Below are 25,836 nucleotides of genomic sequence, written 5' to 3'. Positions count from 1 at the left end.
CCTAAATTCTCCGTTATACGAATTATTTGTGTCTAATAATTTTAGAGTTATTCAGATAACGCTGTAGATTGAAAAAGTAGCTAACGAACTCTCCCGCCGCTAAAGCCCTGTACATCTTGTAACGGGGGTGTCTTCTTGGGGCAACGACCAGAGCATTGAAGTATTGCCACCCTTGTGACTTACCGCGATCTAACCAAGCGTAGACTGTGATTCTTCGCAATCGCTTCGAGAGCCTTCCGCCCCTACTTTGATTTTTGTGGTCCTGTGTCGTTTCTTACCTTTTGTACGCACTAGTTAGCCAGCAATGGCCGGATATCCCGCATGGCAATAACCTTTGCCGCATTGTGATCCGCGTGGTCGGTGTTGCCGCAGCTTAAACAGATGAATCCAGATTGAAATTCCAGAGCGCTTCCCACTTGCCGCGTGAGGGTTCGGCTTTAAGGATAGCAACCATGGCGCGCTCTAATCAAATAAATGATGTCGTTAATGGTAATACAATCATCTTGTTTAGTTAATGCAATTGCATTGCCTTTATTAAATTATCGAGTTAAGTATATCCAGTCTAATAGTCTATGGATAAAAGGCATACTAGTTGCCGCATTGTCATCATTAATTAAGCAAGTTACTGTATACCATTGCCCTTTTTTAGTTTGCACATAACCTGCAACCGCTTTAACTGATTTTAATGTACCAGTTTTAAGATACATCTTATTAATCTCGAAGGAGTTAGTCTGCTTTCTTATTAGGGTACCTTCTGACCCCATTAAAGGTAACGAGGCGATGACTTCATGACCCAACGGGTCTTGCCATATGACCTGTAATAGAGAATTTAAAAATTGGGGACTTAGAGAAGACTCTCGTGAAAGTCCAGAGCCGTTTTTAATAACTAAAGGTTTTGTATCAATTCCTTTGCGTTGTAAAAAGTCTCTAATATTCTTCTCAGCTTGCTCAAAGGAGGTTTTTTGAGTTGCATCTGGGTTGCCGACACTAAGATAAATCATTCTAGCTATTACGTTATTACTATACTTATCCATCAGTGGAATGAGTACAAACAATGGTAGAGAGTGATTGCTTACTAACTCAGGAAGCTTTTTATAACTTTGATTAAAAATTATTTTTCCATCAAATTTACCACCTAGTTGTTGCCAAATTTGTACAATCGATGAGCTAATAACTCTTTCGTTAGGCAAAAGTCTTCTTGATAATTGACCAATACCACAAGAGATTGGCCACTCTCCTGTTACGTGAATATGGGTTTGGTCACCTTGTTGTTGAGCGAATACTTGAATGCTCTCCTCAACATCATGAGGACATGGTAAATCTACCGGTTTAACCTCATTAACGATTACTGTATCTGGCCAATTGAAATTACTATTTACGTAAATCGAATGGTTAATAGGGGTAATATTTAACGCGAAACGATCAAAATCTATTGTTAAAGGATGAGGAACTAAGTTATATACTCGGTCACCTTGATGATCAAATAAATTGGGATCTTGGTAATTGATTTGATAACGGGCATTATCAATAATGATATTACCGTGAATTTCATGTACACCAAGTAAATACAGTTCGCGCCACAATTGAGACCAATTCTCAAGGGTTAACAAGGGGTCTCCTTGCGCTTGTACTACTAAATCCCCTACTAATTGACTATGTTTATCTAATTCACCATGTATCGATGTTAACCAGGCATAATTAGGACCCAGCAATGACAAAGAAGAGTAAGCGGTTACTATCTTTATAACCGAAGCTGGTTGATATTGTTTATCTTTATTTAGTGACAGAAGCGGGGTTGGCGCCCCAACTTTCTGAACTATTAGACCCACATGCTCCTCAGGGATATTAAGATCCTTAAGTAGTGTTGCGAGTGGTTGAGGTAACCCTTCAGCATTAACCTTATTTAAGGTGAAGAGACACACTGTAATAAATAAATAACAAATTTTACTCACTAAGACTCTTGAAATTTGCATAATGCGCCCTTACTATATTAGCACTCGCTCTTAATGAGTGCTAACAACCACTTTTTTTATTAACCTCTTAGGAGATTAGTAGTATGAAAATTCGTCCTTTGCACGACCGTGTTATTGTCAAACGCCTTGAAGAAGAGCGCAAGACAGCTTCTGGAATCGTTATCCCTGATACTGCCACAGAAAAACCTGATCAAGGTGAAATCTTAGCTGTGGGTAAGGGAAAAACTCTTGAGGATGGTAGCGTTCGCGCCCTTGAAGTTAAAGTAGGCGACAAAGTGCTATTTGGTAAATATTCCGGACAAACTGTAAAAGTTGACGGTGAAGAGTTACTCGTGATGCGTGAAGAAGACATCATGGGTGTAATTGAATCTAAATAATTAATTAGTTCATCTAATTGCCTTTTAAGGAGTAGTAATTATGGCTGCAAAAGAAGTCCGTTTTCATGATAATGCCCGTTCACGTATGGTAACCGGTATTAACATTTTAGCTGATGCGGTAAAAGTCACCTTAGGCCCAAAAGGTCGTAACGTTGTTTTAGAGCGCTCTTTTGGTGCTCCAACTATCACCAAAGATGGTGTATCAGTTGCTAAGGAAATCGAATTGAAAGACAAATTCGAAAACATGGGCGCACAGATGGTTAAGGAAGTAGCATCAAAAACCTCTGACGTTGCAGGTGACGGAACTACTACCGCAACCGTATTAGCTCAAGCAATTGTTAAAGAAGGGATGAAGTACGTTGCTGCCGGTATGAACCCAATGGATTTGAAACGTGGGATTGACCGTGCTGTTACAGCTACGATTGAAGAATTAAAAAACCTTTCAAAACCTTGCACAACCAGCACTGAAATTGCCCAAGTTGGTTCTATTTCAGCAAACTCAGATACCTCAATTGGTGAAATCATCTCTCAAGCCATGGAAAAAGTAGGCAAAGAAGGTGTTATTACCGTTGAAGATGGTTCTGGTTTACAAAATGAATTAGACGTTGTTGAAGGGATGCAATTTGATCGCGGTTATCTCTCACCCTACTTTGTTAACAATCAAGATCGTCAGATCGCTTTACTTGAAGATCCTTTCATTCTCTTGCACGACAAAAAAATCTCTAACATCCGTGATTTGTTACCCGTGTTAGAACAAGTTGCCAAAGCCGGACGTCCTTTGTTAATTATTGCTGAAGATGTTGAAGGTGAAGCATTAGCTACTTTAGTTGTTAACAACATTCGCGGTATCTTGAAAACCACCGCCGTTAAAGCTCCAGGATTTGGTGACCGTCGTAAAGCTATGCTTGAAGATATCGCTATTCTCACTGGCGGTACTGTTATCGCTGAAGAAGTAGGCCTTTCATTAGAAAAAGTCACTCTGAACGATTTAGGTCGCGCCAAACGTATTGAAGTAGGTAAAGAAGAAACCACTATCATTGACGGCGCAGGTGATGAGGCTTCAATCAAAGCTCGCGTTACCCAAATTCGCAAACAAATCGAAGAAGCCACAAGCGACTACGATCGTGAAAAAATGCAAGAACGTGTTGCTAAGTTAGCTGGTGGTGTTGCAGTTATTAAAGTTGGCGCTGCAACAGAAGTTGAAATGAAAGAGAAAAAAGCCCGTGTAGAAGATGCACTTCACGCAACTCGTGCGGCAGTTGAAGAAGGGATTGTTCCTGGCGGTGGTGTTGCTTTATTACGTGCCCGCGCTGTTCTGAAAAACGTCAAAGGTGACAATGCTGATCAAGAAGCTGGCATCAAAATTGTTTCTCGCGCTATTGAAGAGCCGCTACGCCAAATCATTGCCAACTGTGGTGATGAGCCTTCAGTTGTTGTTAACAAAGTTCTGGAAGGTTCCGGTAACTATGGTTACAACGCTCAAACAGGCGAATACGGCGACTTAGTTAGCATGGGTGTAGTTGATCCAACTAAAGTAACTCGTTCTGCATTACAAAACGCTGCTAGTATCGCTGGTCTCATGTTGACCACAGACTGCATGGTTGCTGAACTTCCAAAAGAAGAACCAGCTATGCCACCTGGTGGCGGAATGGGTGGAATGGGCGGCATGGGAATGGATATGTAATTACCCCACCTGGATACTATCTAGGTGTTTCCCCGAAAAACCCGGCCACAAGCCGGGTTTTTTATTACCATCAACTCTTATAAAATAATCATGCTTTTTATATAAGAGTTAAAAATAAATTGGAATTATTCAATAATCCTATTACTATACAAAACAGTAAGTAAATATTCGTTAAGCTATTGTGTTAGTGAATGTTGTTTACACCATAAAACTACGTAGAGAGTTTATTTAATACAATTGGAGGAAATGTATGCAAAACGATATAGCTCGTCGTGTTCGCGCTCACCCTAAATTTGCCGAATTGGTAGCAAAGCAATCACGTCTAAGCTGGACCTTAACTATTATTCAATTAGTTATTTACTTTGGCTTTACCATTCTCATCGCTGTGTCTCCTGGCTTTTTTAAAGAGTCCTACTCAGGGGGGACAACTACAATGGGAATCCCAGTTGGGATTGCCGTTATTGTAGCCGCTTTCATTCTTTCAGCTATTTATGTCTGGAAAGCAAACAGTGAATTTGATGAACTCAATTCACAAATTATTGATGAGGTAACAAAATGAGTAAATTAAAACAATTAATGAACACCTCTCTTACTCTACCGCTAATTTTTATCAGCCAACTAAGTATGGCGGCAGGGGGTGATTTGGGACAAACTGAACGACAAGCCACTAACTGGCATGCCATTATTATGTTCATCGTTTTTGTGGCTATTACCCTATTCATCACCAAATGGGCAGCTTCAAGAACAAAGTCTGCGGCTGACTTTTATGCTGCAGGAGGCGGGATAACGGGTTTCCAAAACGGCCTAGCAATCGCTGGTGACTATATGTCTGCTGCATCCTTCTTAGGTATTTCCGCATTAGTATTTGCCAAAGGCTATGACGGCTTATTGTTTTCTATAGGCTTTTTAGTTGGCTGGCCAATCATCTTATTTATGATTGCTGAGAGGCTAAGAAACTTAGGAAAATTTACTTTTGCAGATGTTACTGCCTTTCGTTTTTCTCAGGGACCAATTCGTTCCATGGCAGCAATCAATACTTTAGTAGTCGTTCTTTTCTATTTGATTGCTCAAATGGTTGGAGCAGGGCAGCTCATTAAGTTACTCTTTGGTCTAGACTATGTATATGCCTTAGTCATTGTAGGTGTATTAATGATCTTATACGTACTCTTTGGCGGGATGTTAGCAACCACTTGGGTACAAATCATTAAAGCTGTGATGTTGTTAGCTGGCGCTACATTTATGGCTCTTGCAGTACTCAGTAACTTCAACTTTTCCTTTGATGCAATGTTTACTAAAGCTGTAGAAGTATATGGTCAAGTTCACCACACAGACGGTCACAGTATCATGGCTCCTTCGCCAATTAAGGATCAACTATTCTTAGGCTTTAATATTCCAGGATGGGTAGATTCTGTATCCTTTGGTATGGCTCTGATGTTTGGTACTGCAGGTTTACCACATATCTTGATGCGCTTTTTCACAGTAGGTAATGCTAAAGAAGCTAGAAAATCTGTTTTATATGCTACAGGTTTTATTGGTTACTTTTATATTCTTACTTTTGTGATTGGTTTTGGAGCGATCATTTATGTAACTCAAAATCCACAATACCTTGATGCTGTCAAAATGCTTGCCACAGGGAAACTGGCTCTACGCGGTGGAAATAACATGGCAGCTATTCATTTAGCTGATGCTGTGGGTGGTGATTTGTTCTTAGGCTTCATCTCTGCTGTTGCATTTGCTACGATTCTTGCAGTGGTATCAGGTTTAACACTATCAGGTGCTTCAGCTGTATCACATGACATTTATGCTAATGTAATTGCAAAAGGTAAAACAACCGATGAGCAAGAAATTAGAGTATCCAAAATGGCTACCTTAGCATTAGGTGTTGCTGCGGTATTATTAGGAATCGTTTTTGAAAAACAAAACGTTGCCTTCATGGTGGGCTTAGCTTTCGCCGTGGCAGCTTCCTCTAACTTCCCTGTACTCATTATGTCCATGTTCTGGAAAAATATGACTACACGTGGCGCAGTGATCGGTGGCTTAGTTGGTTTAGTCAGTTCAGTTATCCTGATTATCCTAACCAAATCTATGTGGGTTGACACTTTCCATATGGGTAAAGAAGCCATCGTACCATTTAAAAACCCTGCTATGTTCTCAATGATTCTGTCTTTTGTTTGCTGCTGGTTCTTCTCTATTACAGACAACTCCAGTAGTGCGAAAGAAGAAAGAGAGAAATTTGAAGAACAATATATTCGTTCGATGACGGGTATTGGTGCAGAAAAAGCAGCAAAACATTAATAAAACTGTAATTACTCTTAAAGGGCAGATAACTATCTGCCCTTTTTTTATTTCAACTTCAATAATTTCCTTAATTTCAAAAACATTAATGCAGCCATCAGCGAATCATTAATAGCATCATGCTCTGGCCATCTTGGAATATCTAAGTCTTTTAGAATATAGTTAAAGTGTAAATCCACATTGCTATCTGTATGTTGTTTGAATTTATAATCGTAAAATAAACCAGATACTTCTATTTTTTGCTGAGGCAATGGAATACCAATCATGGGTATTAAAAGCCGATTAATCATTGCTACATCAAACTCTAAATAGTAGCCAACTAATGGTCGACTACCGACAAAATGAAGAAGTTGATCAATCGCCTCGATTGGTTCAATGGCAGAACTTAAGTCTTTTTGTCTAATTTGATGAATTTTTATACTATTTGAATGAATCTGGCCTTGTGGTTTTATCAATATTTGTAGTTTTTCACTAGTTAGAATCTTATTATCACGAATTTTTATCGCGCCAATAGCGATAATATGATCTTTCTCACGATTTAATCCTGTAGTCTCACAATCTAAGCTCACCCACTCATTTATAGGTGGCGGATCTAATAAAAAACCGTATTGAGGTTTTTTTAACCGAGATTTATACCAACGACTCTGTAGAGTCTGCCAAATATTAAAGTGCATCGATTTTAAAGTGATAATGTATTAGCTGTTTGAATCGTTTTACAATTTGTAGACTGTCTTTAAATACATCTTTATCTAATGTAGATAATTGTGCCAAATCTAGTTGATTGTCAGGTCGTGAGCCCATTGATAATTGATTCAAACCACTTTTAAGACGTAAGCTCATCATAAAACCTAAGGTCTCAGACAAGTCTGTGGCCATATCTTGTGACAAAACCCCAAACCTTGCGAGTTCACTAATTCTCTCAACGGTGTTGGTTGACTTTACCCCTAATTCAAGAGCAAGACTTCTGACACCGTGAACGATGGGAAATATACCAATTTTTTTAATATCAACAAGATTGCTCTCCGCTGAACTACCTAAAAGTCGTCCAATCCAACTGCCTGTTTGGTCTGATACCAGTTCTCCTGCACGGGCAAAATGTGAGTAAAAACTTGGGTTATCAATGAGTCGTTGTCCATAGTACTCTTTTAAATGATCAAGTAGTGTTGTATCTCCACATACCGCTTCGGCATCTGTAAATATAGCCAAACGCATATGGTTTTCAGGATTAGCGTGATAAATCCATTGTCGTATGGTTTCTTTAAAATCCGCAAGCTTCTGACACCACAATGGATTTCTCATCATAACCCCACCTAAACATGGGGGATAACCTAGTTCTTCTAGATAATCATTAAAACGCTGTGCTACTTGTATCACCTCAGGATTCATGTATTGATCACTAATAATGAGTGCATTATCTTGATCGGTTTTCAGTATTTGTTCACCTCTGCCTTCGCTCCCCATAACAACCACACAAGTATTTTTTTGTATCTCGGGGGAGGCGATAAGTTGCCATAATCGGCTGAATACTTTTCTATTAAGCTCTGTGATAAGTTGTGAAATCATGGTGATTTTGACCTCACTTTCACACAACAGCTGTATCACTTTGGTTAAATTGTCGACAACCTGTTTTAATTCCTGAGGTTGAGTTACCTGTTGAATTTGAAGCGATATCAGATGTGAGTGATTAGAAATAAAACTCATCAAGTCTAGTTGATCTAATACACCCAATAATTGTCCGTTATGTTTTACCACTAAGCGATGGATACCATGACGAATCATTAATATTAGTGCATCTAATACAGATTTTTGGCTGTCGATCTCAATTAAAGACCAAGTAGCTAATGAACCGACCTCTAGATCATGTAAGTTACTATCTGATAACACTGCTTTTAATAAGTCTGTTGCGGTAAATATACCCAACTGATTATCTTTTTTTACTAGTAGATGTGTCAGATTTTCTTGTTCAAGCTTTCGGCATACTTGATAGATACTTAATTGAGAATCAACAATAATAGGTGCTCTGATAAAGGTCTTTTCAACCTTTGAATGCATAAGCGAATGAAGCTCTCTTTGGTTGGTCCGCTCTTCTCTGGCTTTTAATTTGTTCGCTAAATCTGAAAATAATAGTGAACCAAAGGCGTTATTAGAGGCAATCAATCGATTGATTGTTTGTTTTGGAATACGGTAGGCAATTAATTCTTCAGCTGTCTTGAAATAACCATTTATTTGACCAGATATGATGCCACGCGCATCAAAACATTCATCCGGTCCATAAATATAGTTAATTTCACCTGCCTCTTCGTGTTTGACATGCCCTTTGATAATCATCAACAGATAGTTTGGTTGATCTTCTGTCGATAAGATAATTTCTCCCTCTGGATAATATTCAATATCAACACTATCTGATACCCAACGTTGCTGTTCAACATTAAGCGTGTCGAAGGGTGGCACATGAAAATTAAAATTTGTCATTAGTCGGATCAGTCAGGATGATCTATACTTTACATCACTTTATACGGGATGTAATTGGTATGCAAAAAAAAATCAACTCTGCAAAGGGAAAAACGTGGTCTGGACGGTTTAGCGTCCCCACTACTGAACTAGTTAAAACTTATACGGCGTCTGTCTTTTTTGATAAAAAATTAGCTTTGTTTGATATTCAAGGCTCACTGGCACACGCGCAAATGCTCAGCGAAGTTGGTGTATTAAGCCAAAAAGACTTAAAGGATATTAAGTCTGGGATGGCTAAAATAAAAAAAGAGATTGAAACCAATGAATTTAACTGGTCACTTGACAGTGAAGACGTTCATTTAAATATAGAACGGAAATTAACTGACTTAATCGGTGATGCAGGTAAGCGCTTACATACTGGTCGATCAAGAAATGATCAGGTTGCTACTGATATACGTCTTTACTTGAGGCATGAACTTGATAATATCCAACTCTATTTGTTGGAGTTATTGAGTTCTTGCGCTACGTTTGCTGCAGAACACTTTGATACAGTCATGCCTGGCTTCACCCATTTACAAGTAGCGCAACCTATTACTTTAGGACATCATTTACACGCATACTGCGAAATGTTTGAGCGTGACCTAGAACGGTTTGAGGATTGTCGTAAACGTATTAATCGTCTGCCTTTAGGATCTGCAGCTTTAGCTGGTACCAGTTATCCTTTAAACCGGCAGCGTGTAATGGAGCTATTAGGTTTTGAAGATATCTCAAGAAACTCACTTGATGCGGTATCGGACAGAGATTTTGCTATTGAGTTTTGTTCTTGCGCATCCATTTTAATGATTCATCTCTCTCGTCTTTCAGAAGAATTGATACTCTGGATGAGTCCACGTTTTAACTTTATTGAAATTGGTGATGCTTTCTGTACAGGCTCCTCAATCATGCCTCAGAAAAAGAACCCTGATGTTCCAGAACTTGCTCGTGGTAAATCAGGTAGAGTGATTGGACATCTCATGGGTTTGTTAACGCTCATGAAAGCCCAACCTTTGGCTTATAATAAAGATAACCAAGAAGATAAAGAACCCTTATTTGACACAGTGGAGACAGTTTCACAAACTCTACAAGTTTTCCGAGATATGCTTGCTGATATAAAGGTAAACAAAGCCAATATGGAGCAAGCAGCTAAAGAGGGGTTTGCGACCGCCACTGATCTTGCTGATTATTTGGTTAAAAAAGGGATACCTTTCAGAGATGCTCATGAAATTGTTGCAAAGGCGGTATTAAACGCTGAAAAACGTGGCGTGGATCTGGATGGATTATCACTTGATGAGCTAAAAGTGTATTCAACACTGATTAATAAAGACGTCTATGAGGTGTTAACACTCAAAGGCTCCTTACATAGTCGCGATTTACCAGGTGCCACTGCGCCAAAACAAGTAAAAAAAGCACTCAATCAAACCTTATCACGTATCAAAAAACGACTTGGTCAATTTCAAGCTAGAGCATCAAGTACTTAACGAGCTACTTTTCGGGGCCTGTTCACGGCAAATTTTACGTGTTTCAGGTCCCGATAAACGCTCCCCAAACCAAGCACAATGGTGAATTCGCTGGCTTTTTCTTTGGTAATAAATGCAGTTATTACACACACCAAATGGTGTACCACCGTTTATACTCTGCATTTCAAACAAAATTGTCCTTAATACCGTTACACAATAACGAATTCGATGAGCACTAATTTCTCGTGCGCCACTTTGCCACAAGCCAGCAGGATTGGTTTCATCTAAAAAAGCTTCACCCAGCAGACTCAATCTTAATCTCACTACTCGTTTATCCACGTCATCTTGATAACGTTCTATTAATCCATGTCGATCAAGTAGCAGTAAGCTTTGCGATACGGTACCTTTAGTAACATTAAGATATTCTGATAACGCTTGAGGTGTATTACTAAATCGATTAGCTTGTTGTAGAAATAATAGGGCTTGTATATGAACAGGCTGCAACCCTTCTTCTCCTCCAATACGCCGAAACTCCCCACGCATCACGTTTGCGAGGCGCTCAACAATATCAAATAGAGCAATTGGATTTTTTAACATGGTTTAGATAATATCGACTCTAAACTATATTGTCAAAATCAAAAATTGCTTTTTTTTGGTATCGTATCGATACTACCACACGAAAAAACCCTTAAAAAACAGTGTTTTTTGTTCAAAATAAGGCTTTTTTTCACTCGTCAAGCACTATTTTCATACGTGTTGTAAAAACAACAACAACCTGCAAACCCTGCAAATAAGCGGCTTTCAAAGGGTTTAATATCATATAACATTGATTTTTTTAAATAAAATCAAAAAATCACTGCTTTTCTAGTATGTGTTAGACTTATTTCCCATGAAAAACATTTATTTAGTTAAAATTTCTCTTATTGTTATACCGTTTGCAATTCTGTTAAATAGTTGCGGCTTACGAGGTCCTTTGTATTTACCTCCCAAAACAACACCTAAAGAATCGACCAAACCTAACAATCAAAACAAACAAAGTCTTTTAATAGTTCAGCACAGTACGTTCAGGACCTAACATAAGTATGGCAAATCTCACTCCATTCCCAGAGCTTTCATATCGTCAACAAGAACTATACATTGAAGACATATCGTTAACAGATCTTGCAACGATTTACGGTACTCCTTTATACGTGTATTCCTATAGCGCCTTATCTAAAGCGTACCGTGAATTCAGTGAGGCTTTTGCTAGTCGAGAGACAATGATCTGCTATGCGGTAAAAGCCAATGGCAACCTTGCTCTATTAAGAGAGCTGGTGATGCTTGGTGCAGGCTTTGATATTGTCTCTGCAGGCGAATTAAAACGCGTATTAAAAGCTGGAGGAGATCCTCAAAAAGTTGTTTTTTCAGGAGTAGGGAAAAGTAAAGAAGAGATTATCTTTGCTTTAAATGCCAATATTTTCTGTTTTAATATTGAATCAGAAGCTGAATTGTATAGGATTCAAGAATGCGCTTCTGAGTTAAACATGGATGCCAACGTGTCTTTCCGCGTCAATCCAGATGTCGACCCTAAGACGCATCCCTATATTTCTACAGGACTTAAAAACAGTAAATTTGGTGTACCTTTTGATACAGCCATAGATCTATATAAGAAAGCCAATCAACTTAATAACATCATAATTAAGGGAATTGATTGTCATATTGGCTCACAAATTACAGACCTCAATCCATTCATTGAAGCCCTAGAACGTATATTAGAGCTGATTGATGAATTAAAACATTTAGGAATCATAATCTCTCATCTTGATTTAGGTGGTGGCTTAGGAATCACCTATAAAGATGAAAGCCCCATCTCATTAGCCGCTTACGCCGAGGCGCTATTAAGCCGCTTACATGGCTTTTCTGGTAAGTTAGTTTTTGAACCGGGACGAAGAATTATCGGTAACAGCGGATTGTTACTCACCAAGGTCGAATTTTTAAAACACTCTCCAGAACATCAGTTTGCAATTGTTGATGCAGCGATGAATGATTTAGTAAGGCCCTCTTTATATGATGCTTGGCATGAAATTATTGAAGTAACACGTCAGCCAAACCTTACATTAAATGAATTTGATGTAGCGGGCCCGGTGTGTGAAACAGGCGATATATTAGGCTCGAAAAGAAAATTATCTACAAAGTCTGGTGATTTACTCGCCATTCTGTCAACAGGAGCCTATGGATCCGTAATGAGTTCAAATTATAATGCCCGTTCACGTGCTGCGGAAGTATTGGTTTATAAAGATCAGCATTATCTAATTAGTCAACGAGAGAGCTTTGATGATTTGATTCGTAGAGAATTAACTGACTTTTTAACACAATCATCACTAACAAAAACCTGATTTATATTTTATTTTTATGTACATTTAGTATTGATACGATACTATTTATTAATCATCAATTCAAAATAACTTATATTCTTTTAATTAATTGTATTGTTTTGTTCTATTCAAAAGTTAAAATTCTAATCACCAGGAGATTAATTTATCTCTTACAAGAGTTAACTTTTAATTCTAAGTTGATTCAATGGAAGTGCATTGCACGACTTATAACAAATCGATCAACACTAAAAGGAGTAAGTTAGTATGGTAACAGCCAAGAAAAAGCCGGCAGCTAAAAAGCCAGCCGCAAAGAAGGTAGCTGCAGCTAAAAAACCAGCCGCTAAAAAAGTAGCAGCTGCTAAAAAACCAGCCGCTAAAAAAGTAGTGGCAGCTAAAAAGCCAGCCGCAAAGAAGGTAGCTGCAGCTAAAAAACCAGCCGCTAAAAAAGTAGCAGCAGCTAAAAAACCAGCCGCTAAAAAAGTAGTAGCAGCTAAAAAACCAGCCGCTAAAAAAGTAGCAGCAGCTAAAAAACCAGCCGCTAAAAAAGTAGCAGCAGCTAAAAAACCAGCCGCTAAAAAAGTAGCAGCAGCTAAAAAACCAGCCGCTAAAAAAGCAGTAGCCGCTAAAAAACCAGCTGCTAAAAAAGCAGTAGCCGCTAAAAAACCAGCCGCTAAAAAACCAGCCGCTAAAAAAGCAGTAGCAGCTAAAAAACCAGCCGCTAAAAAACCTGTGGTAAAAAAAGCTGCTCCAGTAAAAGCAGTTTCTGCACCTACACCAGCTCCAATTATCACAGCACCACTGATCAAACCAATGTTCTAATAGGTTGGATTTGAGACTTCTAGGTATCTGTCGATACCTAGAAGATTTTACTTAGGTATTAAAACTTGATTCATTCTTTGTTGAATGAGTTGAGATTTGTCTAATAATTTTTCTGTGGTTCCAAACCTATCATAATACTTAGGTTTTGGTATCATTGACGCCAATAGCGCTGCTTGGCTAGAAGTAACAGCACTTACCGTTACGCCAAAATAATGTCGGGCTGCTGATTCACAGCCATAAATTCCATCACCCCATTCAATGACATTTAAATAGACTTCTAATATCCTTCTTTTATCCCAAACCATTTCCAGCATTACTGTAATAATTGCTTCTTCAGCTTTCCTGAAAAGATTTCGCCTAGGGGATAAAAATAAATTTTTTGCTAATTGTTGTGTAATCGTTGATCCACCTGCAATAACTGTTTTTTTATTTATATCTTTTTGAAATGCGACTTTTATACCCCGCCAATCAAATCCGCTATGATTAATAAAATTGGCATCTTCTTCAGCTACTACCGCTCTTTTTAGTGAATTTGATATATGTGAATAGCTGATCCATGGATAATGAATATAGGGTATTTTATGTTGCGCTAATCTTTCTTTTTCGCGCTGCGCTGTTAGAGAAGTAAGTCCTTTGGGATTATAAAATTTCCACCAAACAATTTCAGAAAAAATCCATATATTCCAAAATAACCATATAAAAAACAATAACTTAATTGATTTTTTTATGGTCAAGAAAAAAAATTTCAAGATATATTTAACTGTTATTATTAAGTTGTTGTCTCAACAGTACCCTGAGTTCGTCTGTTTTAGGTCGGCAATGACGCCAGATTCTAAAGGATTCTGCTGCTTGTTCTATTAACATACCCAACCCATCATAGTAGTGTGCCGCTTTGTGCATTGCGGCTTGCTCTAGGAAAGGTGTCAGTCCTGCTCTATAACTCATATCGTAAGCATAACTGTGGCTAGAAAATAGATGTTGAGGAAAAACGAGGGCTTCACCTTTAATTGCCGCTGAGGTAGCGTTAATAATTACGTCAAAGGAACGTGATAGCCTTGGATCTGTAATTAATCCAGCATGGACTTTAGCGTTACCAGGATTGCTATCTGTCTGAAAGTCCTCAATCAGTTCTATGGCTTTTTTTGCTGTTCTATTAGCAATAAAAATCTCTGCAGGTGAGTGCTCTAGTAATGGCCCCAATACTCCTCTAACCGCACCACCTGCTCCTAATATCAAAACACTTTTATTTTTGATAGGAATATTCAAATAATTAAAGTCTGCTATGAGTCCTAAGCCATCCGTATTGTCAGCACAGATTCGCCCCTCTTCGATCCACAGAGTATTGGCTGCATGGGCTATTTTTGCTCTTGAACTAAGTTGTTGCGCTAACAAATAGGCTCTTTCTTTAAAAGGTAAGGTAATATTTAAACCCTTACCACCAGAGTTAAAGAAATCTTTGACGCATTCCTCAAACTGATCAATGTGAGGTGCTAGTCGACCATATTCTATTTGCTGCTGTGTTTGTATCGCAAAATAGGTATGAATATATGGGGATCGACTATGCTCTACAGGCTGCCCCACAACGGCATATCGATCCATATAACTTAACCTTGTTTCCATGGCAGACCAGCATGACGCCATCCACCAACAGTATTTCTGTGGTTATGCTGATCCTTATCTCCCTCAAATCCCTCTAACACATTATATGAATTAATAAATCCCGCTTCTGTGGCGAGTTTTGCGGCTGCATGCGATCTAGCGCCAGAACGACACATAAAAAACAAAGGGGTATCTTGGCTTACTTCGGATTGGATTTGTTTTATAAAATCTGGATTATGCTCACCACTTGGATAATCACTCCACTCTATATGTAATGAATCTGGCACATAACCCACCCAGTCTAATTCAGCTTGGGTACGTACATCAATTAATCGTGAGCCGTGTATGAGACTTAATAGTTCGTAGGCTTCTTTGGGTAATAACGCACCTGCATAAGGAAGGTTAGCTTGATGAGCGCGCTCTTGTGCTTTCAATAAAATTTCAGAAGATTTAGACATGATTTTTCTTCATCACTTTAAAAATGGATAAACGACTTTTATTTTACGCGCCAAAATGGTTTTATAACAAAAAAAGTATGCTTAATTAACTAAAATGCATTATTTTGGCGCAAATAAACTGCAAATGTTTTATTTTGGTGCGTAAATATTTTGTAAACTATATAAAAAGCCCGGCAAAAGTGAAAGAATGCTAATATTATTGCTTGGCATACAAAGTGCTTAATGAATAGCAAGAATTTCAAATCATTATGGGATTTCTCACTATTATGAAATGTCATAATGGCTTCATAGATTAACCAACTAGGAGATAAAAATGGCAGTTGAAAAGGTCATGCAAATGATTAAGGAAAACGAAGTCAGATTTGTTGACTTTCGTTTCACCGATACCCGTGGTAAAGAACAGCACGTATCAGTTCCAATAAGTGCATTTGACGAAAGCAAATTCACTGAAGGTCATGCTTTTGATGGCTCATCTATCGCAGGTTGGAAAGGTATCCAAGCCTCTGATATGTTATTAATGCCTGATGCAACCACTGCTAATATTGATCCTTTCATGGATGAGGCAACACTCATTTTAACTTGCGATGTTATCGAGCCATCAGATGGTAAAGGTTACGATCGTGATCCACGCTCGATTGCCAAACGCGCCGAAGCTTATTTAAAAGCAAGTGGTGTGGGTGATGTAGCTTATTTTGGACCAGAACCTGAATTTTTTATTTTTGATTCTGTCAGTTGGCATGTTGATATGTCAGGTTGCAGCGTAAAAATTTCAACAGAAGAAGCTCCTTGGTCATCTAACAAAGAATATGATGGCGGTAATATGGGTCACCGTCCTGCTGTTAAAGGCGGTTATTTCCCTGTTCCCCCAGTCGATTCATTGCAAGATATTCGCTCTGCCATGTGTCTCGCACTTGAAGATATGGGTGTACCTGTAGAAGTACATCATCACGAGGTTGCAGCACCTGGGCAATGTGAAATCGGTACCCGTTTTGCACCCTTAGTTCAGCGTGCTGACTGGACACAAATTTTAAAATACGTTGTTCATAACGTTGCCCATTCATATGGTAAAACCGCTACCTTTATGCCAAAACCAATCGTTGGCGATAACGGTTCTGGTATGCACGTGCATCAATCAGTTTGGAAAGATGGTAAAAACCTCTTTGCTGGCAATGGTTACGCAGGTCTTTCTGAGTTTGCCTTGTACTACATCGGCGGTATTATCAAACACGCTAAGGCATTGAATGCGTTAACCAACCCTAGCACCAACTCTTATAAGCGCTTGGTACCAGGATTTGAAGCCCCAGTTAAATTGGCTTACTCAGCACGTAACCGTTCTGCTGCAATTCGTGTTCCATTTGTTCAAAGTGATAAAGCACGTCGTGTGGAAATTCGCTTCCCAGATCCTACTGCTAACCCATACTTGGCTTTTGCGGCCATGTTGATGGCAGGCTTAGATGGCGTTCAAAACAAAATCCATCCTGGTGAAGCATCTGATAAAGACTTGTACCATCTCTCTCCTGAAGAAGATGCCAAGATCCCATCACCAGCTGCGTCCTTAGATGAAGCGCTTGAAGCATTGGACAAAGACCGTGAGTTCTTAACTCGTGGTGGCGTATTCTCCAACGAAATGATTGATGCTTATATTGCATTAAAAATGGAAGAAGTAACCTTGTTCCGTATGACAACTCATCCTTTAGAATTCCAGATGTACTACAGTCTGTAAAGGATTAGGCCCTAGATGGTTCATTTAGGGCAGTCACAATACCAACAAAACCCGCAATTTATGGATACTTAGATTGCGGGTTTTTTAACTAAAAAATCTATGAAAAACGACGATTATAGAGGTCTTGATCTCATCACTACAGCGGTGGTTGTACTCAACAAAGAATTTAATATCGTTTTCATTAACACTGCAGCTGAAGATCTGTTTGCGGTAAGCCGTAAAAATATTCTCGGATATCGACTAGACTCAGTACTCGCCGATATTGAAAGACTGCTAGAAGACTGTAGCCTATCCTTTGAAAAAAAAATGGGGTTTATTGAGCATGAATGGACTTTCCATTCGACGGCTCATGACAAATATGTTCTGACTTGTACTGGTACACCACTAGAAGATTCAGTAAATATTCTTCTTGAGTTTAGACCGATTAACCAACGAGCGAAAATAGAAAAAGAAGAAAAAATCATTCAAGATCAAGAGGTTAATCGTCAGCTAATACGTAACCTGGCGCATGAAATAAGAAATCCTTTAGGTGGCATTAAGGGTGCTGCTCAATTATTAGAAAAAGAATTGGATCAAGTGGAGCTTAGGGAATATACAGAAGTTATTAAGAATGAAGCAGGGCGCTTACAGTTATTACTTGATCGTATGTTAAGCCCCAATAGCCGTCTTCACCAAACTGCACCTCTTAATATTCATGAGGTACTTGAAAGAGTTCGCAGTGTCACCTTAGCTGAGTTTCCTAAGCGGGTATCGATACAACGAGATTATGACACCAGTATCCCAGAGTTTTTAGCTGATCGTGAACAACTTATTCAAGCCATACTAAATATTGTACGTAATGCCGCTCAAGCATTTCAAACTCAAGGCACAATTAAAATACAAACACGCATATTACGTCAAATTACTCTGGCTAAAAAACGGTTTAAATTAGGTATTGTCGTCAAAATTATTGATAATGGCCCCGGTATTCCAACCTCACTACAACCCCGTATTTTTCAACCTCTGGTCTCTGGTCGCGAGGGAGGAACGGGACTAGGATTAATGTTGGCACAGAATTTGATTAGTCAACATTATGGTATGGTGGAATTTGAAAGTCGTCCAGGATTCACTTGTTTTGATCTCATTCTCCCCATCACCGAAACAGAATATAGCTAACTTTGAAATAGCATAACAAGGATCAATATGAAACCTGTTTGGATAGTAGATGACGATAGATCAATAAGATGGGTCTTTGAGAAAGCACTCACACGAGAAAATATCGCTCATAAGACCTTCTCCTCTGCACCAGAAGCGCTCGAAGCGCTTGAAGAAGAACAACCACAAATTGTCATCAGCGATATACGAATGCCGGGTCAATCTGGATTAATTCTTTTAGATAAATTAAAAGAACGTTGCCCCCATGTGCCGGTAATTATTATGACAGCCTACTCTGATCTAGAAAGTGCGGTGAGCGCTTTTCAAGGAGGTGCTTATGAGTATTTACCTAAGCCCTTTGATGTAGATCATGCCATTGAGCTGATTCGTCGCGCCATGAATGAAAACGCTACTTTTGAAAATATGGCCATGGAGGACAACCTTCCCCCTGAAATCCTTGGTCAAGCCCCAGCTATGCAAGAGGTATTTAGGGCCATAGGTAGATTATCGCAATCTAACGCCAGTGTTCTGATTACCGGTGAATCCGGTACCGGCAAGGAATTGGTTGCTCGTGCACTGCATCGCCATAGCCAACGAGCTCATAAACCTTTTATTGCTATCAATACCGCAGCAATTCCTAAAGAACTACTAGAGTCAGAATTGTTCGGTCATGAAAGAGGTGCTTTTACAGGTGCCAATACATTACGTAAAGGAAGATTTGAGCAAGCTGAAGGTGGTACTCTGTTTTTAGACGAAATTGGTGATATGCCAGCTGATCTACAAACCAGACTATTACGAGTGTTATCTGATGGACATTTCTACCGCGTCGGTGGGCACTCACCCATCGCTAGTCATGTACGGATCATTGCTGCTACCCACCAAAACCTAGAGCAGCGAGTAAATGAAGGACTCTTTCGTGAAGACTTATATCATCGTTTAAATGTTATTCGTATCCGCATCCCCTCCCTACGCGATCGCCGTGAAGATATTCCATTATTAAGTCGATATTTTCTGCAAAAAAGCGCCCGTGAATTGCAAGTTGAACCTAAGCGCTTTACTGACAACGCCATCCAGTTTTTAAAAGGATTAGCATGGCGTGGTAATGTAAGGCAGCTTGAAAACCTGTGTCATTGGGTGAGTGTGATGGCGCCTGGTATGTCTGTGGACGTATCTGATTTACCTGAGGATATTAAAACCCCGGCTATATCCGAACAGACAGAAGCCAACTCAGTCTTGTCACATAACTGGCAAAGCGCACTTGAACGCGAAGTATCCTCATCTTTTAACCAAGGGGAGCAGGGTATTTTAAATCGCTTAATTACTGATTTTGAGCGTATTCTCATTGAACAAGCATTAATTCATACAGGGGGTAAGAAAGTAGAGGCAGCCCAATTGTTAGGTTGGGGAAGGAATACTCTCACTCGTAAAATTCAAGAGTTAGGATTGGAGGAAGATAAATCTACAAATAACGGAGCATGATCTGAGGGCCGCTCGTTACCTCTTGGCGTAGTATCCACCTGACAATCTTGTAAGCGAGGGAGTAGAGCGTTACTAATTAATGCATGGTCAATTCTAAGGCCCATTTTTCGCTTGAAGGCGTTCATACGATAGTGCCACCAGGTAAATCCAGGGTCATCTGGGTAGCGCTGTCTGAACGCATCCACTAAACCTAAAGACAACAATTGTTGGAAGGCCTGTCGCTCAGCATCGGTGCACAGGACTTCCTCTTTGTAAGCTTCAGGATCATAAACATCCTTATCCTGTGGGGCGATATTAAAATCACCCAGAATAACGAGCTGATCATTGCCAGATAAAAGAGCTTTTAAATATTCAGTTAATGCCCTATACCAATTTAATTTATATTGATACTTGTCTGAAGTGACTGCTTCGCCATTGGGGCAATATGCACTAATAATGCGCACATCATTAATTGTTGCAGCAATTAGACGCTGTTGATGATCTTCAAACTTAGGCATACCAATTACCACATCCTGTGCCTCATGACGGCTTAAAATCGCCACACCGTTGTAGGTCTTCTGGCCAGCAATCAGAGCGTGATAACCTAATTCTTTAAAATAACTCTCTGGAAACTGACTACTCTCACATTTAAGTTCTTGCAGACATAATACATCGGGAGAAGCTTTATTAAGCCAATCACCTACTTGCTCCATGCGTACTTTAATTGAATTAACATTCCATGTGGCAATACGCATCTATACCATTCCATTATGTCTTAATAACGCATCAATTGTGGGCTCTCTTCCTCTAAAAGCCACAAAAGAGTCCAAAGCGGGTCGCGATCCGCCACGAGATAGAATTTCCTCACGGAAACGATGCCCAATCGTGGTATTCAAACCACCGTTTTCTTCAAATAATGAATAGGCGTCGGCAGATAATACCTCGGCCCACTTATAACTGTAATACCCAGCAGCATAACCACCGGCAAAGATATGACTAAAACTATTAGGGAAGCGATGCCAATGAGGCGGTTGAACCACGGCGACTTCCTCACGGATTTGAGACAAAACGTTTAATGGTGATTGGTCAGCTAACAAACCACAATGAATTTGCATATCAAACAAGGCAAACTCGATTTGTCTTACTGTTTGCATTCCACTTTGGAAGTTCTTGGCTTGGGTCATACGTTGAAACAGTTCTTGAGGCAACGACTCTCCCGTATCAACATGACGCGTCATGTCTCTCAAGACATGCCATTCCCAACAGAAGTTTTCCATAAACTGGCTAGGTAATTCCACAGCATCCCACTCAACTCCGTGAATCCCAGAAACTGACAGATCATCTACTTCAGTTAACAAATGATGTAATCCATGACCAAACTCATGGAAAAGGGTAATGACTTCATCATGGGTAAAGGTTGCAGGTTTGTCACCCACAGGAGCAGAAAAATTACAGGTGAGATAGGCTACTGGTATAGCAAAATCGTGGCCACGACGACGACGAGTAATGGCCTCATCCATCCATGCACCACCTCGTTTTCCTGGCCTTGCATACAAATCAATATAAAATTGGCCTACTCGTTGTTGATGTTGATTCAATAGAGAATAAAACTTCACATCCTTATGCCATACCGGTGCATTATCAGCCACTACCGTTAAACCATATAAGGTATGAATGACTCTAAAGAGTCCTTCAAGCACTTTATCTTCTGGAAAATAATTTTTGACCTCAAGATCAGAAAAATCATAGCGAGCCACTCTCAATTTCTCTGAAACGTAAGCCACATCCCAGGGCATTAATTCATCAATAGCACATTGTTCTTGTGCGAATACAACCAAATCTTGCCAATCTTGCTGTGCATAAGGCTTAGCTTTACTGGCTAATTGTCTAAGAAAAGTCATGACCTCTTCAGCTGATTTAGCCATTTTGCTCTCAAGTGAGAGCTCAGCATAATGCTTAAAGCCCAGTAACTGTGCTTGATCAGCACGCCACTTTAAAATACTGCTTATTAAGTGCGTATTATCCCACTGTGGTTTACCCAGTTCTGAGGCTCGTGTTGCGTAAGCATAATATAAAGCCTCTCTCAGCTCTCTAGATTGCGCGTATTGCATAACAGGAATATAAGATGGAGCATGTAAAGTAAAGAGATATCCTTCTTTATCTTTAGAAGCAGCTAAATCTTGAGCTGTCTTAATGACATCTTTTGGTAAACCTGACAACATGGCATGGTCAGTTACTTGATAGGTGTATTCGTTCATCGTATCAAGTAGATTTTGCTCAAATTTAGCGGCAGCTTCAGCCAAATCGTTTTCAAGTTGGAGAAAAAGTTGCTTATCTTTATCAGAGAGTTCTGCACCACCGAGTCTAAAGTCTCTTAATTCGTTATGAATAATTTTTTGACGAACAGTAGATAAAGAATCAAATCCCTTACCAGAACGTAGTTGTTTAAAACCCTCATAGAGAGCTAAATTTTGTGCTAATTTTGCCCAATATTCGGTCACTATGGGTAAATTACGATTATAAGCATCCCTTAATTCTGGTGTATTTACTACAGAGTTAAGATGAGATACTTGACCCCAAGCACGCGAGAGCTCCTCATTGACCTTTTCCAGTGGCCAAACAAAGTTTTCCCAGCTAGGTTCGTGATTATGTTGTATCACTTGTTCTAAAGTTTGATGACATTGATCAATTAATACGGTTATAGCTTCATCAACATGTGAGGGCTGAATTTGATCAAAACGGGGAAGTCCAGAAAAATCTAATAAGGGATTCATATTGTTAATTAAGCTCTAGCATCTTCATAAATCAAAAAACCACCAATTATGGTGTGCGATACTTTACCGAGTAATGGACGGTTCACAAATGGAGTATTTTTTCCTTGGCTTTTCAGCATATCAGGGGTTACCCACCACTCTCGTTCAGGATCAAAAACACATAAATCAGCCTGTTCACCCACGGCAATTCTTCCCGCATGAATACCTAGTATTGCTGCAGGGATAGACGTAATTCGACTAAGCGCCTGTGGCAGAGGAATATTTTCTTCTCTACTCCATTTAAGAGTAAGAGGAAGTAAGAGTTCCAAGCCTGTAGCACCTACCTCTGATGCTTGGAAAGGTAACTGCTTTACATCTTCATCAACAGGAGAATGATCAGACACTAGTACGTCAATGGTTCCATCTTTAAGTCCGTTACGCAGTGCCTGTTTATCCTCCAAACTTCTCAATGGAGGAATCAAATGGCAATTGGCGTCAAAATAACTTATGTCATGCTCAGTTAAATGAAGACTATTTATAGAAATATCAGCAGTAAGTGGCAAGCCTTCTTTCTTAGCTGCCTTAATGAGTTCAACTGCTTTGGCGCTTGAGATTCGACACAAATGGACTCTGGCACCCGTTTCACGCATTAACTCTATAATAGTATGTACCGCAATACTTTCAGCACAAGAAGGAATCACGGGTAACCCTAAACGGTTCGCTACCTCTCCATCATGAGCGACCCCACCTTTAGACAAATAGGGGTCTTGTGGTTGTAGCCACACAGAAAATCCAAATGTGGCAGCATAATCCATTGCTCTAAGTAATACTTGTTTGTCTGCTATCAACTGATTAGCCTGTGAAAAGCCAATACAACCCGCTTCTTTCAACTCGCCCATTTCAGTTAATCGCTCACCTTTTAATTGCATAGTGAGGGCACCCAAAGGGTAGACGTTAGTTTGATTTTTACCCTTGGCACGATGTTTAAGCATTTCTACTAAACCTGGCTCATCCAGAGGAGGATCTGTATCAGGAGGACAAACCAGTGACGTAACACCGCCGGCACTGGCTGCTAACATTTCACTCTCTAGTGTGGCTAAATATTCATAACCAGGTTCTCTTAATCTGGCTGATAAATCCACTAGACCTGGAATAATTAATTTTTCATGGGCATCAATAATTCGATTAGGTACAAATCCTGGTGGTGCTTTATCAATCGAGACGATCTTTCCTGCTGCAATAAATACATCACCCATGCTCGTTGTCTGACTATGGGGATCGATAATTTTTCCTCTTGAAATCTGTATTTTCATATTACTTCCCCACTGGTATTACCAACTAAAATCGACATCACCGCCATTCTCACAGCGATGCCAAAAGTAACTTGGGATAAGATGACTGATTGACTTCCGTCTGCTACTTCTGAATCAATTTCCACACCACGATTCATTGGTCCTGGATGCATAACAATAGCATCGGGTTTTGCGTGCATTAACTTGTCTTTCGTTAATCCATAAAACTTAAAATATTCGTCACGACTAGGTAATAATGCGCCATTCATACGTTCATTTTGTAGTCGTAACATAATGACTACATCCACACCTTTTAAACCTTGAACCATATCGTGAAAAACATGTACTCCCATTTTCTCAACATTTCTAGGTATCAGCGTTTTAGGGCCAATAATACGTACTTCAGACACACCTAAAGTAGTCAATGCATGAATTTGTGAGCGAGCGACGCGAGAATGAAGTACATCACCCACAATAGCCACTTTTAAATGATTAAATTTACCCTTGAAATGACGAATGGTATACATGTCTAACAAGGCTTGGGTCGGGTGAGCATGTCTGCCATCACCGGCATTAATCACGTGTATATTAGGCGCCACATGATTAGCAATTAAGTGTGCAGCGCCACTGTCTGAGTGGCGAACTACAAACATATCAGCCTGCATAGCAGATAAGTTGTCTACTGTATCAAGAAGAGTTTCACCTTTACTCTGGCTAGAAGCACTGACATTTAGATTAATAACGTCAGCTGACAAGCGTTTGGCAGCAATCTCAAAAGTTGTTCTTGTACGAGTTGAAGGTTCAAAAAACAAGTTGAACACGGACTTACCTTGTAATAGAGGGACTTTTTTAATTTCCTGATGTGCAACATGCTCAAAAGATTTGGCTGTATCTAATATTTGATACAAGATAGTTGGAGGTAGGCCTTCAATAGTAAGCAAATGTTGTAATTTACCTTCCTGATTTAGCTGGATATTTTTACTCATGGACATCAGACTCCATATAACTCTGTAGAATAATTGCCGCCGCTTCCGCATGCTGCGTCAGCATTCTGTCCTTCACCTTTAAACCTCTTTCTTTCATTCGTAAGTCTGCCTCCAAAGAAGTATATCGCTCATCAATCAATACTGATTTAATGGAAGTTAATGATTCTAAATCTCTGGCAAATTGACGGCAGGCTTCAGTAAGAGGTTGTTCGTTACCTTCCTTATCAAGAGGGAGGCCTACAACTAACAATACGGGATCCCACTCTCTAACAATCATGTTTGCCAAATTCAGGCATTCACTATAATTTTTTGTTTCAATTGTTTCTAGAGGCCGGGCTGTTCTGAGAGCCAATTCACCGATAGCTATACCTGTAAAGCGTAAGCCATAGTCAAAGGCTAGTAATGTGCCCTCAGGCATGTCCTGCCTCATCGCTTAACATAGATAAGTCAAACCCTAATAATTGAATAGCAGCATTAAGACGACGTTCTGCAGGAGTATTAAATACAATTTCTAAATTTGCCTCCACGGTAAGCCAGCTATTCAACTTAATTTCTTCTTCAAGCTGTCCCGCATCCCAACCGGCATAACCTAGCGTAACAAACAATTGATCTGCCCCTAAGCCTTTACCTATTTCTTCTAAAATATCTTTAGAAGTGGTTAGTGCCACATGCTCGTTAATTTTAAGCGAAGAGCGCCAATCACCCACTGGTGAATGTAAGACAAAGCCTCTGTCAGTTTGTACAGGGCCACCTAGATACACTAAGCTATCTTTAAGGGCGTCATTCTCTAAAGGGACTTCAATTTGATTAAATAACTGAACCAAGGTAATGTCTGTTGGTCTGTTAACGATGAGGCCCATCGCTCCTTGTTCATTGTGACGACAAATATAGGTAAGTGTTCCAGAAAAATTGAGATCCTGCATAGCAGGCATTGCAATTAGGAAATGATTGGTTAAATTTACCGTTGTCATGGCGCATATTATC

Annotated in this window: 24 protein-coding genes; 11 read left to right on the top strand and 13 right to left on the bottom strand. The window is 39.6% G+C overall.

All coding sequences use genetic code 11. From position 1 onward, the window contains the following. Positions 1–539 precede the first annotated feature (539 nt). Positions 540–1,973: a D-alanyl-D-alanine carboxypeptidase/D-alanyl-D-alanine endopeptidase gene (dacB, locus tag FV185_RS05740; protein ID WP_067494872.1), complete on the bottom strand. Its 1,434-nt coding sequence runs from the start codon at positions 1,971–1,973 to the stop codon at positions 540–542. Positions 1,974–2,056: 83 nt separating this feature from the next. On the opposite strand from dacB, the gene groES reads away from it, so the two are divergent. The 4 genes from groES (at position 2,057) to FV185_RS05720 (ending at position 6,329) form a co-directional block, all read left to right on the top strand. Continuing rightward, positions 2,057–2,350, top strand: coding sequence for a co-chaperone GroES (gene groES, locus FV185_RS05735; protein WP_067494869.1), 294 nt, complete (start codon positions 2,057–2,059; stop codon positions 2,348–2,350). A 40-nt stretch (positions 2,351–2,390) separates the two neighbouring features. Then, positions 2,391–4,034: a chaperonin GroEL gene (gene groL, locus FV185_RS05730; protein WP_067494867.1), complete on the top strand. Its 1,644-nt coding sequence runs from the start codon at positions 2,391–2,393 to the stop codon at positions 4,032–4,034. Positions 4,035–4,284: 250 nt separating this feature from the next. After that, positions 4,285–4,593, top strand: coding sequence for a DUF485 domain-containing protein (locus FV185_RS05725; protein ID WP_067494864.1), 309 nt, complete (start codon positions 4,285–4,287; stop codon positions 4,591–4,593). A gap of 17 nt (positions 4,594–4,610) precedes the next feature. After that, entirely contained in the window at positions 4,611–6,329 is a 1,719-nt protein-coding gene (locus FV185_RS05720; protein ID WP_067495060.1) for a cation acetate symporter, read from the top strand. A 47-nt stretch (positions 6,330–6,376) separates the two neighbouring features. On the opposite strand, the gene FV185_RS05715 is transcribed toward FV185_RS05720, so the two are convergent. After that, entirely contained in the window at positions 6,377–7,003 is a 627-nt protein-coding gene (locus FV185_RS05715; protein ID WP_067494862.1) for a 3'-5' exonuclease, read from the bottom strand. Further along, positions 6,993–8,801: a DUF294 nucleotidyltransferase-like domain-containing protein gene (locus FV185_RS05710; RefSeq protein ID WP_067494859.1), complete on the bottom strand. Its 1,809-nt coding sequence runs from the start codon at positions 8,799–8,801 to the stop codon at positions 6,993–6,995. The genes FV185_RS05715 and FV185_RS05710 overlap by 11 nt, the downstream gene beginning before the upstream one ends. A 59-nt stretch (positions 8,802–8,860) precedes the next feature. Here FV185_RS05710 and argH point away from each other — a divergent pair, with 59 nt between their 5' ends. Then, complete coding sequence (gene argH, locus FV185_RS05705) at positions 8,861–10,297, top strand: argininosuccinate lyase (RefSeq protein WP_067494855.1); 1,437 nt, start codon at positions 8,861–8,863, stop codon at positions 10,295–10,297. On the opposite strand, the gene FV185_RS05700 is transcribed toward argH, so the two are convergent. Further along, positions 10,286–10,873 (bottom strand): MarR family winged helix-turn-helix transcriptional regulator, encoded by a 588-nt coding sequence (locus tag FV185_RS05700; protein ID WP_067494852.1) that lies wholly within the window; start codon positions 10,871–10,873, stop codon positions 10,286–10,288. The genes argH and FV185_RS05700 overlap by 12 nt on opposite strands. Before the next feature lie 292 nt (positions 10,874–11,165). On the opposite strand from FV185_RS05700, the gene lptM reads away from it, so the two are divergent. The 3 genes from lptM (at position 11,166) to FV185_RS09430 (ending at position 13,449) form a co-directional block, all read left to right on the top strand. Next, a complete protein-coding gene (lptM, locus tag FV185_RS09885) occupies positions 11,166–11,351 on the top strand; it encodes an LPS translocon maturation chaperone LptM (protein ID WP_420710407.1) in 186 nt (61 codons plus the stop codon). 7 nt (positions 11,352–11,358) lie between these two features. Continuing rightward, positions 11,359–12,651 carry a diaminopimelate decarboxylase gene (lysA, locus tag FV185_RS05695; protein WP_067494850.1) on the top strand — a complete coding sequence of 431 codons (1,293 nt, stop codon included), beginning with the start codon at positions 11,359–11,361 and terminating at the stop codon, positions 12,649–12,651. Positions 12,652–12,894: 243 nt separating this feature from the next. Next, on the top strand, positions 12,895–13,449 hold the full coding sequence (locus FV185_RS09430; RefSeq protein WP_082787050.1) for a histone H1-like repetitive region-containing protein: 555 nt from the start codon (positions 12,895–12,897) through the stop codon (positions 13,447–13,449). 47 nt (positions 13,450–13,496) lie between these two features. On the opposite strand, the gene mtgA is transcribed toward FV185_RS09430, so the two are convergent. Genes mtgA through FV185_RS05675 form a run of 3 tightly spaced genes read right to left on the bottom strand, consistent with a single transcriptional unit; the run spans position 13,497 to position 15,506 of the window. Continuing rightward, positions 13,497–14,198, bottom strand: a complete 702-nt coding sequence (gene mtgA / locus FV185_RS05685; protein WP_197457787.1) for a monofunctional biosynthetic peptidoglycan transglycosylase — start codon at positions 14,196–14,198, stop codon at positions 13,497–13,499. A gap of 7 nt (positions 14,199–14,205) precedes the next feature. After that, positions 14,206–15,048 (bottom strand): shikimate dehydrogenase, encoded by an 843-nt coding sequence (gene aroE / locus FV185_RS05680; RefSeq protein ID WP_082787049.1) that lies wholly within the window; start codon positions 15,046–15,048, stop codon positions 14,206–14,208. 5 nt (positions 15,049–15,053) lie between these two features. Next, positions 15,054–15,506 (bottom strand): rhodanese-like domain-containing protein, encoded by a 453-nt coding sequence (locus FV185_RS05675; RefSeq protein WP_067494843.1) that lies wholly within the window; start codon positions 15,504–15,506, stop codon positions 15,054–15,056. A gap of 313 nt (positions 15,507–15,819) precedes the next feature. Here FV185_RS05675 and glnA point away from each other — a divergent pair, with 313 nt between their 5' ends. The 3 genes from glnA to ntrC all read left to right on the top strand — a co-directional run bounded on the left by glnA (position 15,820) and on the right by ntrC (position 19,842). Beyond that, the gene (gene glnA, locus FV185_RS05670; RefSeq protein ID WP_067494839.1) at positions 15,820–17,229 is read left to right on the top strand and encodes a type I glutamate--ammonia ligase; all 1,410 of its coding nucleotides are present in this window, start codon (positions 15,820–15,822) and stop codon (positions 17,227–17,229) included. A 99-nt stretch (positions 17,230–17,328) separates the two neighbouring features. Continuing rightward, entirely contained in the window at positions 17,329–18,384 is a 1,056-nt protein-coding gene (gene glnL, locus FV185_RS05665; protein WP_067494836.1) for a nitrogen regulation protein NR(II), read from the top strand. Positions 18,385–18,411: 27 nt separating this feature from the next. Beyond that, complete coding sequence (gene ntrC / locus FV185_RS05660; protein WP_067494833.1) at positions 18,412–19,842, top strand: nitrogen regulation protein NR(I); 1,431 nt, start codon at positions 18,412–18,414, stop codon at positions 19,840–19,842. Here ntrC and xth read toward each other — a convergent pair. Genes xth through FV185_RS05630 form a run of 6 tightly spaced genes read right to left on the bottom strand, consistent with a single transcriptional unit; the run spans position 19,794 to position 25,823 of the window. Further along, complete coding sequence (gene xth, locus FV185_RS05655; RefSeq protein ID WP_067494830.1) at positions 19,794–20,576, bottom strand: exodeoxyribonuclease III; 783 nt, start codon at positions 20,574–20,576, stop codon at positions 19,794–19,796. The two genes, ntrC and xth, sit on opposite strands and share 49 nt — an antisense overlap. Next, positions 20,577–22,595: a M3 family metallopeptidase gene (locus FV185_RS05650; RefSeq protein ID WP_067494826.1), complete on the bottom strand. Its 2,019-nt coding sequence runs from the start codon at positions 22,593–22,595 to the stop codon at positions 20,577–20,579. A gap of 8 nt (positions 22,596–22,603) precedes the next feature. Further along, positions 22,604–23,887 carry a dihydroorotase gene (locus FV185_RS05645; RefSeq protein WP_067494822.1) on the bottom strand — a complete coding sequence of 428 codons (1,284 nt, stop codon included), beginning with the start codon at positions 23,885–23,887 and terminating at the stop codon, positions 22,604–22,606. Beyond that, on the bottom strand, positions 23,884–24,852 hold the full coding sequence (locus FV185_RS05640; RefSeq protein WP_067494817.1) for an aspartate carbamoyltransferase catalytic subunit: 969 nt from the start codon (positions 24,850–24,852) through the stop codon (positions 23,884–23,886). The genes FV185_RS05645 and FV185_RS05640 overlap by 4 nt, the downstream gene beginning before the upstream one ends. After that, positions 24,845–25,270, bottom strand: a complete 426-nt coding sequence (gene ruvX, locus FV185_RS05635; RefSeq protein WP_067494814.1) for a Holliday junction resolvase RuvX — start codon at positions 25,268–25,270, stop codon at positions 24,845–24,847. Before ruvX ends, FV185_RS05640 begins: the two co-directional genes overlap by 8 nt. After that, positions 25,263–25,823 carry a YqgE/AlgH family protein gene (locus FV185_RS05630; RefSeq protein ID WP_067494811.1) on the bottom strand — a complete coding sequence of 187 codons (561 nt, stop codon included), beginning with the start codon at positions 25,821–25,823 and terminating at the stop codon, positions 25,263–25,265. Before FV185_RS05630 ends, ruvX begins: the two co-directional genes overlap by 8 nt. Between the last annotated feature and the right edge of the window lie 13 nt (positions 25,824–25,836).

Origin of the sequence: Ferrovum sp. PN-J185 (genome assembly GCF_001581925.1) — a bacterium.
Taxonomy (GTDB): Bacteria; Pseudomonadota; Gammaproteobacteria; order Burkholderiales; family Ferrovaceae; genus PN-J185.
Note: the sequence above shows the minus strand (reverse complement) of the source record. Positions and strands in the feature narration are given on the sequence as shown.

What these genes read in the sequence shown, in the direction of transcription:
- aroE (WP_082787049.1), bottom strand. Translation starts at nt 15,048, where the DNA reads ATGGATCGATATGCCGTTGTGGGGCAGCCTGTAGAGCATAGTCGATCC.
- FV185_RS09430 (WP_082787050.1), top strand. Translation starts at nt 12,895, where the DNA reads ATGGTAACAGCCAAGAAAAAGCCGGCAGCTAAAAAGCCAGCCGCAAAG.
- FV185_RS05710 (WP_067494859.1), bottom strand. Translation starts at nt 8,801, where the DNA reads ATGACAAATTTTAATTTTCATGTGCCACCCTTCGACACGCTTAATGTT.
- groES (WP_067494869.1), top strand. Translation starts at nt 2,057, where the DNA reads ATGAAAATTCGTCCTTTGCACGACCGTGTTATTGTCAAACGCCTTGAA.
- FV185_RS05675 (WP_067494843.1), bottom strand. Translation starts at nt 15,506, where the DNA reads ATGTCTAAATCTTCTGAAATTTTATTGAAAGCACAAGAGCGCGCTCAT.
- lptM (WP_420710407.1), top strand. Translation starts at nt 11,166, where the DNA reads ATGAAAAACATTTATTTAGTTAAAATTTCTCTTATTGTTATACCGTTT.
- groL (WP_067494867.1), top strand. Translation starts at nt 2,391, where the DNA reads ATGGCTGCAAAAGAAGTCCGTTTTCATGATAATGCCCGTTCACGTATG.
- ruvX (WP_067494814.1), bottom strand. Translation starts at nt 25,270, where the DNA reads ATGCCTGAGGGCACATTACTAGCCTTTGACTATGGCTTACGCTTTACA.
- dacB (WP_067494872.1), bottom strand. Translation starts at nt 1,973, where the DNA reads ATGCAAATTTCAAGAGTCTTAGTGAGTAAAATTTGTTATTTATTTATT.
- xth (WP_067494830.1), bottom strand. Translation starts at nt 20,576, where the DNA reads ATGCGTATTGCCACATGGAATGTTAATTCAATTAAAGTACGCATGGAG.
- ntrC (WP_067494833.1), top strand. Translation starts at nt 18,412, where the DNA reads ATGAAACCTGTTTGGATAGTAGATGACGATAGATCAATAAGATGGGTC.
- argH (WP_067494855.1), top strand. Translation starts at nt 8,861, where the DNA reads ATGCAAAAAAAAATCAACTCTGCAAAGGGAAAAACGTGGTCTGGACGG.
- FV185_RS05715 (WP_067494862.1), bottom strand. Translation starts at nt 7,003, where the DNA reads ATGCACTTTAATATTTGGCAGACTCTACAGAGTCGTTGGTATAAATCT.
- FV185_RS05650 (WP_067494826.1), bottom strand. Translation starts at nt 22,595, where the DNA reads ATGAATCCCTTATTAGATTTTTCTGGACTTCCCCGTTTTGATCAAATT.
- glnL (WP_067494836.1), top strand. Translation starts at nt 17,329, where the DNA reads ATGAAAAACGACGATTATAGAGGTCTTGATCTCATCACTACAGCGGTG.
- FV185_RS05640 (WP_067494817.1), bottom strand. Translation starts at nt 24,852, where the DNA reads ATGAGTAAAAATATCCAGCTAAATCAGGAAGGTAAATTACAACATTTG.
- FV185_RS05700 (WP_067494852.1), bottom strand. Translation starts at nt 10,873, where the DNA reads ATGTTAAAAAATCCAATTGCTCTATTTGATATTGTTGAGCGCCTCGCA.
- lysA (WP_067494850.1), top strand. Translation starts at nt 11,359, where the DNA reads ATGGCAAATCTCACTCCATTCCCAGAGCTTTCATATCGTCAACAAGAA.
- glnA (WP_067494839.1), top strand. Translation starts at nt 15,820, where the DNA reads ATGGCAGTTGAAAAGGTCATGCAAATGATTAAGGAAAACGAAGTCAGA.
- FV185_RS05630 (WP_067494811.1), bottom strand. Translation starts at nt 25,823, where the DNA reads ATGACAACGGTAAATTTAACCAATCATTTCCTAATTGCAATGCCTGCT.
- FV185_RS05645 (WP_067494822.1), bottom strand. Translation starts at nt 23,887, where the DNA reads ATGAAAATACAGATTTCAAGAGGAAAAATTATCGATCCCCATAGTCAG.
- FV185_RS05720 (WP_067495060.1), top strand. Translation starts at nt 4,611, where the DNA reads ATGAACACCTCTCTTACTCTACCGCTAATTTTTATCAGCCAACTAAGT.
- FV185_RS05725 (WP_067494864.1), top strand. Translation starts at nt 4,285, where the DNA reads ATGCAAAACGATATAGCTCGTCGTGTTCGCGCTCACCCTAAATTTGCC.